13 protein-coding genes are annotated in these 14,580 nt (G+C 64.6%); 7 read left to right on the forward strand and 6 right to left on the reverse strand.

Annotated features, from left to right (window positions below):
* Window positions 1-37: 37 nt before the first annotated feature.
* From NDI89_RS16710 to NDI89_RS16725, 4 genes are all read right to left on the reverse strand, one after another.
* Window positions 38-1,006, reverse strand: a complete 969-nt coding sequence (locus NDI89_RS16710) for an ABC transporter permease (RefSeq protein ID WP_277523090.1) — start codon at window positions 1,004-1,006, stop codon at window positions 38-40.
* Complete coding sequence (locus NDI89_RS16715) at window positions 1,003-1,929, reverse strand: ABC transporter ATP-binding protein (RefSeq protein WP_277523091.1); 927 nt, start codon at window positions 1,927-1,929, stop codon at window positions 1,003-1,005. The genes NDI89_RS16710 and NDI89_RS16715 overlap by 4 nt, the downstream gene beginning before the upstream one ends.
* A 130-nt stretch (window positions 1,930-2,059) precedes the next feature.
* On the reverse strand, window positions 2,060-2,329 hold the full coding sequence (locus NDI89_RS16720; protein ID WP_277523092.1) for a DUF7967 family protein: 270 nt from the start codon (window positions 2,327-2,329) through the stop codon (window positions 2,060-2,062).
* A 127-nt stretch (window positions 2,330-2,456) separates the two neighbouring features.
* The gene (locus NDI89_RS16725) at window positions 2,457-2,726 is read right to left on the reverse strand and encodes a hypothetical protein (protein ID WP_277523093.1); all 270 of its coding nucleotides are present in this window, start codon (window positions 2,724-2,726) and stop codon (window positions 2,457-2,459) included.
* A 310-nt stretch (window positions 2,727-3,036) separates the two neighbouring features.
* Here NDI89_RS16725 and NDI89_RS16730 point away from each other — a divergent pair, with 310 nt between their 5' ends.
* Both NDI89_RS16730 and NDI89_RS16735 read left to right on the forward strand, forming a co-directional pair.
* Window positions 3,037-3,741 (forward strand): hypothetical protein, encoded by a 705-nt coding sequence (locus tag NDI89_RS16730; RefSeq protein ID WP_277523094.1) that lies wholly within the window; start codon window positions 3,037-3,039, stop codon window positions 3,739-3,741.
* A 26-nt stretch (window positions 3,742-3,767) separates the two neighbouring features.
* A complete protein-coding gene (locus tag NDI89_RS16735; RefSeq protein WP_277523095.1) occupies window positions 3,768-5,525 on the forward strand; it encodes an excinuclease ABC subunit C in 1,758 nt (585 codons plus the stop codon).
* A 4-nt stretch (window positions 5,526-5,529) separates the two neighbouring features.
* Here NDI89_RS16735 and NDI89_RS16740 read toward each other — a convergent pair whose 3' ends face one another.
* Complete coding sequence (locus NDI89_RS16740) at window positions 5,530-6,249, reverse strand: HalOD1 output domain-containing protein (protein WP_277523096.1); 720 nt, start codon at window positions 6,247-6,249, stop codon at window positions 5,530-5,532.
* Window positions 6,250-6,472: 223 nt separating this feature from the next.
* On the opposite strand from NDI89_RS16740, the gene NDI89_RS16745 reads away from it, so the two are divergent.
* The 5 genes from NDI89_RS16745 (at window position 6,473) to NDI89_RS16765 (ending at window position 11,025) form a co-directional block, all read left to right on the forward strand.
* Window positions 6,473-6,772: an SUI1 family translation initiation factor gene (locus NDI89_RS16745; protein ID WP_277523097.1), complete on the forward strand. Its 300-nt coding sequence runs from the start codon at window positions 6,473-6,475 to the stop codon at window positions 6,770-6,772.
* A 115-nt stretch (window positions 6,773-6,887) separates the two neighbouring features.
* On the forward strand, window positions 6,888-7,364 hold the full coding sequence (locus tag NDI89_RS16750; RefSeq protein ID WP_277523098.1) for a GNAT family N-acetyltransferase: 477 nt from the start codon (window positions 6,888-6,890) through the stop codon (window positions 7,362-7,364).
* A 159-nt stretch (window positions 7,365-7,523) separates the two neighbouring features.
* On the forward strand, window positions 7,524-8,006 hold the full coding sequence (locus NDI89_RS16755; protein ID WP_277523099.1) for a GNAT family N-acetyltransferase: 483 nt from the start codon (window positions 7,524-7,526) through the stop codon (window positions 8,004-8,006).
* 200 nt (window positions 8,007-8,206) lie between these two features.
* Window positions 8,207-9,535 (forward strand): NrfD/PsrC family molybdoenzyme membrane anchor subunit, encoded by a 1,329-nt coding sequence (gene nrfD, locus NDI89_RS16760; protein WP_277523100.1) that lies wholly within the window; start codon window positions 8,207-8,209, stop codon window positions 9,533-9,535.
* Between the two features lie 263 nt (window positions 9,536-9,798).
* Window positions 9,799-11,025, forward strand: coding sequence for a putative manganese transporter (locus NDI89_RS16765; protein WP_277523101.1), 1,227 nt, complete (start codon window positions 9,799-9,801; stop codon window positions 11,023-11,025).
* A 1,305-nt stretch (window positions 11,026-12,330) separates the two neighbouring features.
* On the opposite strand, the gene uvrB is transcribed toward NDI89_RS16765, so the two are convergent.
* A complete protein-coding gene (gene uvrB, locus NDI89_RS16770; RefSeq protein WP_277523102.1) occupies window positions 12,331-14,385 on the reverse strand; it encodes an excinuclease ABC subunit UvrB in 2,055 nt (684 codons plus the stop codon).
* Window positions 14,386-14,580: the final 195 nt, after the last annotated feature.

The following is a 14,580-nucleotide window of genomic DNA, read 5'->3' on the forward strand; positions in this document are numbered from 1 at the left end:
AACGTGGCGGTGGAACAGGAACGGACGACGGAGGCGATCAGATATCGACGCGATCGAACTGGTAGAGCGCGACGACCATCGGGACGGCGATCCAGAACAGCAGGATCAGGAAGGAAAACCAGTCCTGCAGGAATATCGGGAACTCGCCGCCGAACATCTGTGCGTTGATCGTGGCCTGATTTTCGAGCGCGTCGACGTCGGTAAGCAGAGTCAGACCGTTCGTATAGGCCTGGCCCGGGTCGAGATTCAGCACGAAATAGACCCAGTCCTGGAGCCGCTCCGCCTCGAATTCTTGGCCCTGGACCGTCGCCGTATACGTGACCGTATCGAAGAAGAGGAATTCCCGCTGGGCAAGTAGGCGGAACGCTCCCTCGAGGCCGTTCCAGACGCCGTAGAACATGACGAAGATGCCGGCCATCGCGGCCCCGGCCATCGTCGTCGAGCGCGTGAGTGACGAGAGGGCGACGGCGATGCTCGTGTAGGCGACGCCGTAAACGATCGACATCACGAGCAGCCCGGCGTAGTCGACGACGTCGAAGCCGCCGAGCAACGCGGCGACGACGATGGCGGCGAGTCCGAACCCGACGGTCAGCGACAGCGACAGGACGGCCGAACGGCCGAGCAGCTTACCGAGCAGGACGTCCTTCCGGGAGTTGGGAAGTGAGAGGAGAATTTTGATGCTCCCGGACTCGCGTTCGCCCGCGATCGACTTCCAGCCGAGTACCAGTGCGATCAGCGGGACCACGAGCTTCGTGATCTGACTAACAAACAGCACGAGCATTCCGGTCGTCGCCCCCTGCGCCGCGATATCCTCACCGAAGTACGAGAGGACCCCCGTCACGATGACCAGAAGCGCGAAGAAGAACGCACTCAGTCCCCAGAACAGCCACGATCGGACCGAATCCTGAAAGTCCTTCTTCGCGATCGCGCGGACGCTTTCGGGGTTGACCGAACTCGAGGCCGCGCCGCCCGACCCCGCCGTGGCGGAGCCCGTTTCGGCGCTCATCGCGCGTGCACCTCCGTCTCCGTCGTGTACGAGCGGAAGACGTCGTCGAGCGACGCCTCGCTCGTCGAGAAGTCCTGCACCTCGATGCCGCGGTCCTCGAGCGTCGAGAGGACGGCGGTCTTCGAGCCGTCGACGTCGACGATGAGCGTCGGCGGCGTTCCGTCTTCGACGGTCGCGCTGCCGACGTCGGGGAGCGAGCGGACCGCCTGCAGGGCGTCGTCGTCGATCCGATCGACGGTGACCCGCAGCGTCGTCCCGCCCTCGACGGAGTCGCGAAGGCCCTCGACGGAGTCGACGGCGACCATCTCGCCGTCGCGCAGGATGCCGACGCGGTCACAGACCGCCTCGACCTGCTCCATGATGTGACTCGAGAAGAAGACGGTCGCGCCCCGTTCGTTCTCCTCGCGGACGATGTCGCGCATCTCGCGGGCACCGTTGGGGTCGAGCCCGGTCGAGGGCTCGTCCAGGATGAGGAGGTCGGGTTCGCCGACCAGCGCCATCGCGAGCATGAGCCGCTGGGACATCCCCTTCGAGTAGCCGCCGGCTTTCTTGTCGATCGCGTCGACCAGGCCGACGCGCTCGAGCAGGGCTTCGGGCTCGTCGGTCGCGTTTTTCGACTCGATCGCGAACTCGAGGTGCTGGCGGGCGGTCAGGCGATCGTACGTTTCGACGCCTTCGGGCAGGACGCCGGTCCGCCGCCGGATGTCCCGGCTGTGTTGCTGGGCGTCCATTCCGAGGACGGTGACCTCGCCCGCGGTCGGGCGGGCGAAGTCGAGTACGATATTGATCGTCGTCGACTTGCCGGCACCGTTGGGACCGAGGAAGCCGAACACCTCGCCCTCCTCGACCTGGAAGGAGAGATCGTCGAGTGCGAGGGTCTGACCGAAGGATTTGGTCAGATTGTCGACTGTGATAGCTGGCATGCCTGTGTGCTCGTAGCGTTCCCAAAAAAGGTTTGTGACATCCGTGCTAAAGCTGAAAACATCGATCTCAGCGTTTTGGAGGTGTCGTTCGCCGTTATTTCCCGATTGGGAAGGCTGAAGAAATGCGCGCCTAGATCGGATCGTCGGGATCGTACCGCTCGGCGGTGCGGTCGACCTCGTCGGCGTACCGTTCGCGCGTCTCCTCGTCGGGAACCGGCTCGAGTTCGGCTTCGGGAATATCGGTCGCTGCGGTCACTTCGGGACCCGTTCGCAGGGCCGTCGACGATCGCTGCCGTTGCTGGTAGCGCGAACCGTCCGGCGTCGCGTAGACGAGCGTGACGAAGTCGCGATCGCCGACTTCCCGTTCGACGAGCCAGCACTGTACCGTCGAGTCACTCATACTCGGGCGTTCGAATCCGATCACCGAGAATGTACCGAGTCGACTCTGTCGAGAGGGGCGGTCGATTCGATACGGCGGCCGAACGGTGTCGTGGGTCGTCTGCATCCCCCTTGGTCGAGAATGGTATTTAGCGTCGCCAGAATAGGAGGACGACGCCGACAACGAGACACGTGATCGTTACCGCGTCGATCGCACTGTCCATCGTTCCGGATACCGTCACGAATCGACCCGGAACCAGTTCCGAGAGAACGTAGGCGATGACGACGAGGAAGGCGCCAATGCGTCGGCGATGCGTATCGTTTTTGCCGAGCTCGTCTCTCAGTACGGTCTGGATCACCCCCAGAACCGCCAAGAGACCAGCCACCAAAACGGCGTAGTCGAAGAATAGGTCGAGCATATTTTCGGTTTCGTCGCGGATGACCCGCATTGGCAGCGGTCGATCGTCAGGTTCCCAGTAGTATTCGAATGCTTAAATTCTGACGAGAACTGGTCAGGGCGATCGTACTGGTCACTCCCTCCGCAGATTATCGTCGCGTCTCCCCGTCGAGTACTGTCCCCAGTTCGACCTCGAGCGATCGATTTTCCGGCCACCGCGGAGTCCGTTCGCGACTCCTCGGTCCGTCGAATCGATCGGGAAGGCGACCCCTACCCGCGTGAACGAGCCCCGGCGTACTTGACGGCCGGCGTGGGACCAGTGACGACCACCGATGGCCAGGACCCGGACCGAACGCATCGACCAGTGGCGCGACCACGTCGACGAACTGTGCCACGACGGGGAAACCGTCCGGCACCGCGCCGACCTCGAGGGCGCGACGATCGCCGTCACGAACCAGCGCGTGCTGGCGTTCACGCCCCACCGGGACGAGCCGAAGTTCCGCCACGTCGACCGGCCCGACGTCGGGACCGTGTCCGTCGAGACGGACACGCCGCTGCGGCAGCTCTGTCTGGGAGGCCTCACCGCGGTCGTCGGCGTCGGGCTGCTCGAGCTCGCAAGGGGCAGCGATTTCGCGACGGCGGCTCCGACCGTCGATCTCGAGGGAATCCGGTCGATGCCGGGGGGGACGCAGCTCACGCGCGTCGTCGAGGCGACGCTCGAAGCCATCGAGACGGCCCTCGCGGTGCTCGAGGGGGGGGTGCTCCTGCTCGGTGTCGCCGCTCTCGTCGTCGCCACCGTCTTCGTCGCCGCCGTCCTCCGATCGCGCTCGAGACGACTCGTGATCCGCGTCAGCGGCGGCACCGACATCGAGGTTCCCGTCAGCGACGCCGCCGTCGCGGCCGGAACGGTCGAGGACCTCGAGCGGGCGATTCGGCCGGGATCAGGAACGGGGTCGGCGCCGGCGCTCGAAGAGCGCCGAGACGACGAGGGAGGGCGGCCGACTGGCGAGAACATCGGTGCCGAGGAGTCAGGCTGAAACCTCCTGACTCCGTAGGGCCGCCGATGAACGCCGACGGGGTTCGCGAGCGGGCCGGATCGCTGCCGCGAGAGCCGGGCGTCTATCAGTTCCGCGAGGGGGAGACGACACTCTACGTCGGAAAGGCCGTCGACCTGCGGGATCGAGTGCGGTCCTACGCCGATCCGCGCAGCGCGCGGATCCGCCGAATGGTCGACCGCGCCGACGACATCGAGATCGCGGTCACCGACACCGAGACGCAGGCGCTGTTGCTCGAGGCGAACCTGATCAAGCGCCACCAGCCCCGCTACAACGTCCGGCTCAAGGACGACAAGTCGTATCCGATGGTCCAGCTGACGGCCCACGACGCCCCGCGGATCGAGATCACCCGCGATCCCGCCGAGTCGGCGACCGTCTTCGGACCCTACACCAGCAAGGTCCAGGTCGAGACCGTCGTGAAGGCGCTCCGAGAGACGTACGGCGTCCGGGGCTGCTCGGACCACAAGTACGCGGGCCGCGACCGGCCCTGTCTGGACTACGAGATGGGGCTCTGTACCGCCCCCTGCACCCGCGAGATCGACCTCGAGAGCTATCAGGAGGACGTCACCGCGGTCGAGCGCTTCCTCGAGGGCGAGACCGGGATCCTCGCCGATCCGCTGCGCCGGGAGATGGAGGCCGCCGCACAGGAACAGAATTTCGAGCGCGCGGCGAACCTGCGGGACCGCCTCGAGACCGTCGAGGCGTTCCACGGCGAGGGCGGCGAGGCGGTCCAGTCGGTCGGCGACGAGCAGGGCGTCGACGTCCTCGGCGTCGCCATCGAGGGCGAGGACGCGACCGTCGCGCGCCTGCGCGCAGAGAGCGGCAAACTGGTCGATCGGGATCGGCACACGCTCGAGGCGCCCGGCGCGACCGGAGACGGCGTCGCCGGCGAGACCGACGGCGTCCCCGCCGTCCTCGCCGCCTTCATCGTCCAGTACTACGCCGAGCGCGAACTCCCCGACGCCCTGCTCCTGCCCGAGCGCCACGGCGACGACGAGGTCGCCGCCTGGCTCGAGGCCGCGGGCGTCTCGGTCCGCGTCCCGGGTGCGGGCCGGGAAGCGAAACTCGTCGAACTCGCGCTGAAGAACGCCCGGCGGAACGTGGGCCGGCGCGACGAGTGCGGCATGCTCGCGGACGCCCTCGAGATCGACTCGGCCCGGCGGATCGAGGGGTTCGACGTGAGCCACGCCCAGGGGAAGGCGGCGGTCGGGAGCGACGTCACCTTCGTCGACGGCAGCGCCGAAAAGAGCGACTATCGACGGAAGAAGCTGACCGACCAGAACGACGACTACGATAACATGCGCGCCCTGCTCGAGTGGCGCGCCAGCCGTGCCGTCGAAGGACGAGACGATCGGCCCGACCCGGATTTACTGTTGATCGACGGCGGGGAGGGACAGCTCGAGGCGGCCCGCGACGCGCTCGCGGCGGTCGGCTGGGACGTGCCGGCGGTCGCGCTGGCGAAGGCCGAGGAGCGCGTGGTGACGCCCCACCGGACGTTCTCGTGGCCGAGCGACGCGCCGCACTTGCACCTCCTCCAACGCGTGCGCGACGAGGCCCACCGCTTCGCCGTGCAGTACCACCAGACGGTGCGGGACGAAGTGAAGACGGTGCTCGACGACGTGCAGGGAGTCGGCCCCGAGACCCGAAAGCGGCTGCTCGGTCGCTTCGGCAGCGTCGAGAACGTCCGCGAGGCGAGCCTCGAGGACCTCCGGAGCGTGGAGGGAATCGGCGAGAAGACGGCGGCGACGATCAAATCGCGGCTCTGAGCGATCAGTTCGCGGACGTCGGTGGCGATCGATCGTCCGGCGGCTCGAGGCTGTAGACGGTGACCGTCCCGTGACTGTTCACGCGCACCTCGTACTCGTCCGCGTAGAAGAGCAGTTGCCAGTGGGAATCGTCCTGCGCCTGTAATCCGTCGAAGACCGCCGGGTCGATCGAGTCGTAGAGCGGGCCGAGTTCGTGGGGATCGACGTCCTCGAGCTCCGCCAGCGACTCCACGACCGCCTCGAGGATCGAACTCGGCTCGGCGGGGGTCGTCCAGCTGGTCTCGGCGACGACGCGGGCCCGATCAGCGTCCGCATCGGGCCGGTGACCGGTCCCGGCCGATCGGCCCAGGAAGACGCCGACGGCCAGCCCCCCGCTCAGAACGGTGAGTATCTTGTCCGGCAACACGTCGATCGGCAGGCCGTAGTAGAGGTGCAGTCCCATCCAGAAGGCGCCGATAGCGCCGGACACGAGCGCGCCGGCCCACACGTACGTCACCATCGGATCCGAGCGCTCCGTCGGCCGATTTCGTCGCTGCAGCCGGACGGTATACAGACTGAGGGCGATCGAAATCCCCAGCGGGACGATCACTTCGGGAATCTCGAAGAATTCCGGCCCGGGCGTCGCCGGAACGAAGACCACGCAGACGAGAGCGACGAGACCACTGAGGACGAGCAGGTGACACTCCCCGCAATCGAACCCCGGCCGAGACCCCTCGTAGTTCATTAAATGAGGATTGCGGACAGAGACACATAAGTACGACCCTCCGTGCCGAATCGTCAGTGATCGGGGTGTTAACCGCGTATTCACCGGACGAAGCGTCGACGGCGCAACTTACTCGAGAGTCCGACGGGCCGCGATCGATCGACACCGCGCGCCGGCGTCGCCGGTCGTCGACCGTTGCGACGGCAAGGACAGGGCTATCCCCGATCCCGAACCATGTGACGATATGGCAGACAACGACGACGAGCTCGACGACCTCCTCGACGAACTCGACAGTCAGGGCGACCTCGAGACGTCCCAGCAGCTGCTGTCGATCCGGACCGAGAGCCGTCGCTACGACAAGCCGGTGACGATCATCGAGGGGTTCGATCTCACGAAGTCGGAGATCGAATCGACCGCCTCCGACCTGAAGAGTTCGCTGGGGACGGGCGGAACCGTCGACGACGGTCGCATCGAACTACAGGGCGATCACCGTGATCGCGTCCCGGAGCTCCTTCGCGATCGAGGGTTCGATGTGCGAGAGTAGCACGATCCGGATCGATCGGCCGGCTTCGCGCCCCGACCCGCTCGAGTAGTGTCGCCGGGCGGAGCGCTCGTCTCGTGTCAGCGAGTTATTTAAGTCTCACGTTCGATGATGAGGTATGAACGTCCGAGCCGCGACACCAGGCGATTTCGAGGCGATTACCGCCGTCGCTCGCGATACCTGGCACGACACCTACGACGAACTCGAGCCCGAGATGATAGACCGGACCGTCGACGACTGGTACACCGACGACTCGATGCCGCTCGAGGCCCCCGGGACGGTCGTCCTCGTCGTCGAACGAGACGGCCGACTCGTCGGCTTCACCCACGCGGTCGCCCAGGGCGACAAGGCCGACATCCTCCGGATGTACGTCCACCCGGACCACCAGGGCGACGGGATCGGTTCGACGCTCCACGAGCGACTGATCGCGGAGCTCGAATCGTACGACGTCGACCGAGTACGATCGATCGACTTCGCGTTCAACGAGACCAGCCGCGCGTTCTACGAGGGGCTGGGCTTCGAACAGACCGATACGGGCGAGGTCGAGATCGACGGGGAGTTCTACGACGAAGCGGTCTACACGCTCGAACTGTGACCGGCGCCGCCGGTCGCTCAGGAGGGACCCGTTCCGACGATACGATCAGGACGGACCTTCCGAGAAAAGTAATCCCCGACGGGTTTCGAATCCAGTCCGTCCCCGACACCTAACTGTGAGGGACCAATCACTTTGATACTCCCCGTCGTAGGATGCCACATGGATATCAGACCGGCTACCCTCGACGACCGCGACCGGATCAGGAGCGTCGCCCGCGAAACCTGGCACGAAACGTACGACGAACTCGAGCCCGAGACCATCGACGAGACGATCGACGAGTGGTACGGCGACGAGGCGCTCGAGACGGCGCTCTCGAAGCCCGGAACGGCTTTTCTCGTCGCCGAACGGAACGGCGACGTCGTCGGCTTCACGCACGGCGTCGTCACGGAGGACGAAGGCGACGTCCTTCGGATGTCCGTCCATCCGGACCATCAGGGGGAGGGGATCGGGACGGCACTGTACGAACGTCTCCGAGCGGACCTGCAGGACTTCAATATGGAGCGGATGCGAGCGATCGATCTCGCCTCGAACGACGGCGGCCGGGAGTTCTACGAGGAGCACGGGTTCGAGCCGACCGGCGAGGACGACGTCGAGATCGGCGGCGAAAAGCGACGGGAAGTGGTCTACACGCTCGAACTGTGAGCGGCGCGGAGAACCGTCTCGAGCCGCGATTCGATCCCGACGTCAGCTCCGGTCGCCGATCTCGCCCGTTCGAGGAACCGGGTTCGGCGCGACGAGACCCGTCGGTTCGGTCTCGAGGGCGTACACGGTCGACGATCGCCGACCTTGCAAATTCATAGCACGGACGCAAGTGCGACGCCGGTGAGGTCCACCGTAGCACGATGGCGACGAAAACGCCGAGCGAGCGGGACATCTTGCGGCCGATCGGAAGCGTCTCGACAACGTACTTCGTACTGGTCGGCATTGCGGGGCTGGCGTTCGTCGCCTTCCTGATCGGGTGGGCGTACCAGTTAGAGGAGGGGCTGATCGTCACCGCCCTCGGCGATTGGGGAAGCGGCGGCGGCGTGACGTGGGGTATCTACATCGGCGCGTTCATCTGGTGGGTCGGCATCGCTCACGGCGGTATCATCCTCTCGGCCGCGGTCAGACTCCTCGGGATGGACCGCTACATGCCCGTCGCGCGACTCGCCGAGTTGCTGACCATCGCCGGGCTCTCTGCGGCCGGGTTCTACATCATCGTCCACCTCGGCCGTCCCGACCGAATGGTCACGAGCGTCATCGGCCACTACCACATCACGGTCCACGCCTCACCGCTCGTGTGGGACGTGACCGTCATCACGGCCTACTTCGTGTTGACGGCGACCTACCTCGCGCTCACCCTGCGCTACGACGTCAGCCGCCTCCGCGATCAGCTGCCGGACCGGCTCGATCCGATTTACGCGCTCGTGACGATGGGCTACACCGAGCGGGAAGACGCGGTCGTCCAGCGAATGGTCTGGTGGCTCGCGCTCGCGATCATCATCATGGCCCCGCTCTTGCTCCACGGCGGCGTCATTCCGTGGCTGTTCGCCGTGATCCCGACGATGCCGACCTGGTTCGGCGGCGTCCAGGGACCGCAGTTCCTCACCATCGCGCTCACCTCCGCGATCAGCGGCGTGATCATCCTCGCCTTTTCGTTCCGCCACGCCTACGACTGGGATCACATCTTCACCGACGATATCTTCCGCGGGTTACTCCTCTGGCTCGGCTTCTTCTGTCTCCTCTTCCTCTGGCTGCAGCTCCAACAGAACATCACCGGCCTGTTCCAGGCGCCGGTCGATCTGACCATCGCCGCGCGCGCCAGAGCCACGAATCCGATCTACCTCACCTCGATGTCGCTCGTTTTCCTCACCCTGACCTACATCTTCGCCCAGTCGATCCGACCGACCCTGTTCACCAAGGAGCGGGCCGTCGTCTCCGGCCTCGCCGTCCTCACAGCGACGATCATGGAGAAAGTGCTGTTCGTCGTCGAAGGGTTCCTCCACCCGACGTTCGACATCTACGCGGCCGTTCCGGGCGTCTACGTTCCGAGCCTGATCGAGATCGCGTCGATACTCGGAACGATCGGCATGGTCTCGCTGATATTCCTCACCGTCGCCAAGATCTTCCCCGTCGTCGAACTCCACGCGATCGAACACCTCCGAGACGAGCACGAAGGCGACCGCGAATAGCGACGGCCCGCCGTCGCGACGCGTCCGAGGGCCGACCAACCGATCGAGTCCCGGTCCGTCGGCCGCAGACCCCTCTCATCGGTCCCGGCCAGCTGCCGGCTCGAGGATCGACTGCAGATCCGCTCTCTTCCTCGAGCGGCCAGCGGGCACCCCGACCGGAGCCTTCTACCGCCACCAGCAGGTATTTACCCTACGATGCTAAACCTATTTTTAGAGATGTCTAATCTTTCGCTCGATTCCCCCCGGACCGGCGGTGGGTTCCCGTGAACGAACTCCTGGAGGTCTTCCTCGTGTCGCTTCGTGACGGCTACGTCCAGGTGAGCGCGTTCGTCGCGGCGACGGTGTTAGCGTTCGGACTGCTCCAGTACTGGACCGGCGGGGCCGTGATCAGCGCTGTCGAGGACAACGAGCGACTACAGGTGCTGTTCGGCGGTCTGCTGGGACTGACACCCGGCTGCGGCGGTGCGATCGTCGTGATGCCGCTGTACGTCCGCGGAACCGTCAGTTTCGGCACCGTGGTCGCGACGCTCGGCGCGACCGCGGGCGATTCGGCGTTCGTGATCCTCGCGCTCGCGCCGGAGGCCGCGCTGTACGCCTACGCCATCGCGTTCGTCGCGTCCGTCGCGACCGGCTATCTCGTCGACGAGGTCGGACTGGGCGTCTCTCGCGTCGACGCCGCCGTCGCACAGCTCTCGCCCGCCGCGACGCCCGACGGCGGGACGGTCGTCAACAGTAGCGTCGGCCCGAACCCCGCCCACGACTACGGCGGCCCGGCCCCGACGCACGCACACGAGACCGGCCCCGATCGGCACTCTCGAGTGCTCACTCCGTTCTCCCATTTCGCACACGTCCTGTGGTGGGTCACCGCCGTCGCGGGGCTCGTCTTCGGGACGCTCTACCTGCTCCGGGGCGGCCCCGAGGTCGCGCTGGTCGCCGACCTCGGCTTCGACGGCCTCTTCACCGTCACCGGCATCGCCGGCGCGCTCCTGTCGCTGTACCTCTACCTGGTCGGCCGCCACTACGTCGGCGAGGGGGAGATCGCCCGCGCTCGAGACTCCTTCGGGTCGATCTACGACACGCTCACCCACGCGGCGATGGAGACCAGTTTCGTCACCGTCTGGGTGCTCGTGGCCTTCCTCGCGTACGAATACTTCGTCCTCTTCAGCGGCGCGAACGTCGCAACCCTCGCGGCGACGGCGGGGATCCTCGCCCCGATCGGCGGCGCGGTCGTCGGCCTGATCCCCGGCTGTGGGCCCCAGATTCTGCTGGCGAGCGTCTACGCCGAGGGCGGGCTGCCCTTTTCGGCACTGAGCGCCAACGCGATCGCCCAGGACGGCGACGCCCTGTTCCCGCTGCTGGCCGTCGACGCCAAGGCCGCGATCGTCGCCACGATCTACAACTTCCTGCCCGCCGTCGTCGTCGGCGTCGCGCTCCACTTCCTGTGGGGTCCGGTCTTCGGGATGGCGGAGTTCGGGTTCGGCGTACTGTGACCGCCTGTGAGAAACGGCAGGTCACCGATGTTCTCCGTACTACTCCAGACGAAGGAGCCGGCAAGCGGTGGCGCGCGCTGCCGGCTGGCTGAGCGCCAGCGAAGACAGCCGACGACACTGCGCGAGGGATGAGTGAGCGAACGGGGAGGAACGACCCGGAAGCGAACGAATCGGTTGGGGAGGGTGTGGAAATCCCGCGTTGTCGCGATAGCAGAGCGTTCACCGCAGCTCCCGGAATTTCCCCGATAATGGTTGGCAATATGCTTTCTTTATCTAGAAAATAATGATAAATTTAAACGTTTGATTCGGCAACTGCAGATGCTTACTGACCAGCGACCGTTCTATCAGGTTCGAGTGAGGGACGTTGCATCGTACTGGATACTGGGCGCGAATATATAATATAATATATTTATTATTTGCTATACAATACCATGTACTCTTCTACCAGTGTGAAGAAATTAGCGATGGGGGTTAGTCTGAACTTTCGAACGTGACTCGAGCAATAGGATGCTGGCTCGTACTACCATCAACTTGGGTGACGACGCCATCCCCACATCCCGTAACGACTTCCGTGAACACGGATTCGACACCAGTGTTGAGGTTGCGCCGGGGATTTACGAATAGTCCTGCACCGTGATCATGGCCTTCCTTCCTGATTCGGTAAGAGACAAACTCCTTTTCGGCGCCTCCACGACAGGCGGCGGTTGCTTCTAAAGATATGTTTTCTCGTTCCTCAATGGTGAACGTGGTGCCAACCGACCCGTGTGAGGTAATTCCGGCACCTGCAAGATACCCTGTCCCGCCAGCTCCGTCACCGTCGGCCATAACAGATCCAATTAGGCCGGAGGAACCGAGGGTTCCGCTAATCGCGATTGTTTTTAGCATTGTTCGCCGGTGAAATGGCTGTTTTTCGGGATTCATTGCTTACCTAACTCTCCTGTGGAAGGCGCCTGTGTACTACACCAACCAAATATAAATAGCTATTTTAACCAAAACAAGATAGTGTAAAATAGTATCTAAACATATATTGAACATTCATTCAGATAATGTGAACGAGGACTCTCTTTGTGACGAATGGACACCATTTCTGTAGCCCTCTTTTGGTAGATTCTGGAGAAATCGATAACCACTCTGGAAACAGTTTCATCTATACTTATCAGGTGTTCCACGAAATGTTCTGAAGGAAGAAACTACGATACTATCTACTGCTAACGCGAGCAACTCGAGGTTGGGAGCAACGCCACAGGCCCTAAGTCCCACAGTTACGCGCACCGACTCGACGACCGTCCGCCGACCGATTTTCGTTCAGAACTCCTCGGTCGGCGGCGCGATCCCCTCGTCGCTGCCCTCGAGTTCGAACTCCTCGCGCACCTTCCGGATCCGGTCCCGAATGTCGGCCGCGAGCTCGAACTCGAGGTTGGTCGCGGCCTCCTGCATCTGGTCCTCGAGTTCGTCGATATAGCGGGCGGCGTCGTCCTCGTCCTCGAGCTCCCGGCCGGAGACCTCGCTGGTGTCGGTCTTGCTGCCCGGCAGGTTCGTTTCGCCGATCTCCTTCTGGATCGTCGTGGGCTCGAGGTCGTGTTCCTCGTTGTACGCCTGTTGAATCTCGCGGCGGCGCTGGGTTTCCTCGATGGCGGACTCCATGGCGTTCGAGGGCTCGTCGGCGTAGAGCACGACTTCGCCGTTGACGTTCCGGGCCGCTCGGCCCATCGTCTGGACGAGCGTCGTCTCCGAGCGGAGGAACCCTTCCTGATCCGCGTCCAGAATCGCTACCAGCGAGACTTCGGGGATGTCCAGGCCCTCCCGCAGGAGGTTGATTCCGACGAGGACGTCGATCTCGCCCAGCCGGAGCGAGCGGATGATCTCGTGGCGTTCCAAGGTGTCCGTCTCGTCGTGCATGTAGGCGACGTCGACGCCGGCCTCCTCGAGGTACTCGGTCAGGTCCTCCGCCATGCGCTTCGTGAGCGTGGTGACGAGGGTGCGCTCCTCGCGCTCGATCCGCTTGTCGATGCGATCGAGGAGGTCGTCGACCTGACCTGTGGCGTCGGACACCTCGATCGCCGGGTCGACGAGGTGGGTCGGCCGAACGATCTGTTCGACGATTTGACCGCTCTCCTCGCGCTCGTAATCGCTCGGCGTGGCGCTGACGTACAGCGTCTGGTCGGTCTTCTCCTCGAACTCCTCGAAGGTGAGCGGCCGGTTGTCGTAGGCGGTCGGCAGTCGGAACCCGTTCTCGACCAGCGAGTCCTTCCGGGACTTGTCGCCGGCGTACTGGCCGCGGATCTGGGGCAACGTGACGTGGGACTCGTCGACCACGGTCAGGAAGTCGTCGGGGAAGTAGTCCAGCAGGGTGTAGGGCGCTTCGCCCGACTCGCGATCCGAGAGGTAGACCGAGTAGTTCTCGATCCCCGAACAGTAGCCCGTCTCCTGCATCATCTCGAGGTCGAACGTGGTCCGCTCCTCGATGCGCTGCGCGGCGATCATGTCGCCCTGCCGCTCGAAGTACGAGATTCGGGAGTCCAGATCGTCGCGGATCTCGTCCATCGCGTTCTCGAGGGTGTTCTCCGGGATCGAGTAGTGCTCCGCGGGGTGGACGAGTACCGCCTGCTGGTCGCCCTGCGTCGTGCCCTCGAGCGGGTCGACCTTGACCATGCGGTCGATCTCGTCGCCCCAGAGCTCGACCCGGACGGCGTAGCGGCCGTACATCGGGTAGATCTCGACGGTGTCGCCGCGGACGCGGAAGGTGCCCTGCGTGAAGTCGACGTCGTTGCGCTCGTAGTTCAGGTCCACGAGTTGCGCGAGCAGTTCGTCGCGACCGATCTCCTCGCCGACCTCGAGCCGCAGCGACATGTCGATGTAGTTGCGCGGGTCGCCCAGCCCGTAGATCGCGGAGACGGAAGCGACGACGATCACGTCCTCGCGGGTCAGCAGCGACCGCGTGGCCGAGTGGCGCAGGCGGTCGATCTCGTCGTTGACCGAGGCGTCCTTGTCGATGTAGGTGTCGCTCTGTTCGACGTAGGCCTCGGGCTGGTAGTAGTCGTAGTAGGAGACGAAGTACTCGACGGCGTTGTCCGGGAAGAGGGTCCGGAACTCCTCGTAGAGCTGGGCCGCCAGCGTCTTGTTGTGGGCGATGACCAGCGTCGGCTTCTGGATCTCCTCGGCGACCCACGAGACGGTGTTGGTCTTCCCCGACCCGGTCACGCCGAGCAGGGTCTGCTTGTCCATCCCCGACCGGAAGCCGTCGACTAACTGTTCGATCGCCTCGGGCTGGTCGCCCGCGGGTTCGAAGGGGGCGTCGACCCGAAACGGACGGTCGACGTCCGGGCGGTCCGGTTGGAGGGGGCCTTGCGCGTCACTCATTATCGGAGTCAGGGGTTCGAGCCACTTTACGCGCTCGCATACGGACCGCGACGTCGAGGCGCCGGACGGACCGTCCGATAGGGGTCGCAACCGACTCCGTCGACGCGTCACTCGGACCGGCGGCCCCCGAAATAGCCACTGAAGATCATTGCACACCTGCTCGCCCGACCGTGTCGCGAGCAGTGTGTCCCTCGT

It is taken from the genome of Natrinema salsiterrestre (genome assembly GCF_029502005.1).
Classification (GTDB): Archaea; Halobacteriota; Halobacteria; order Halobacteriales; family Natrialbaceae; genus Natrinema; species Natrinema salsiterrestre.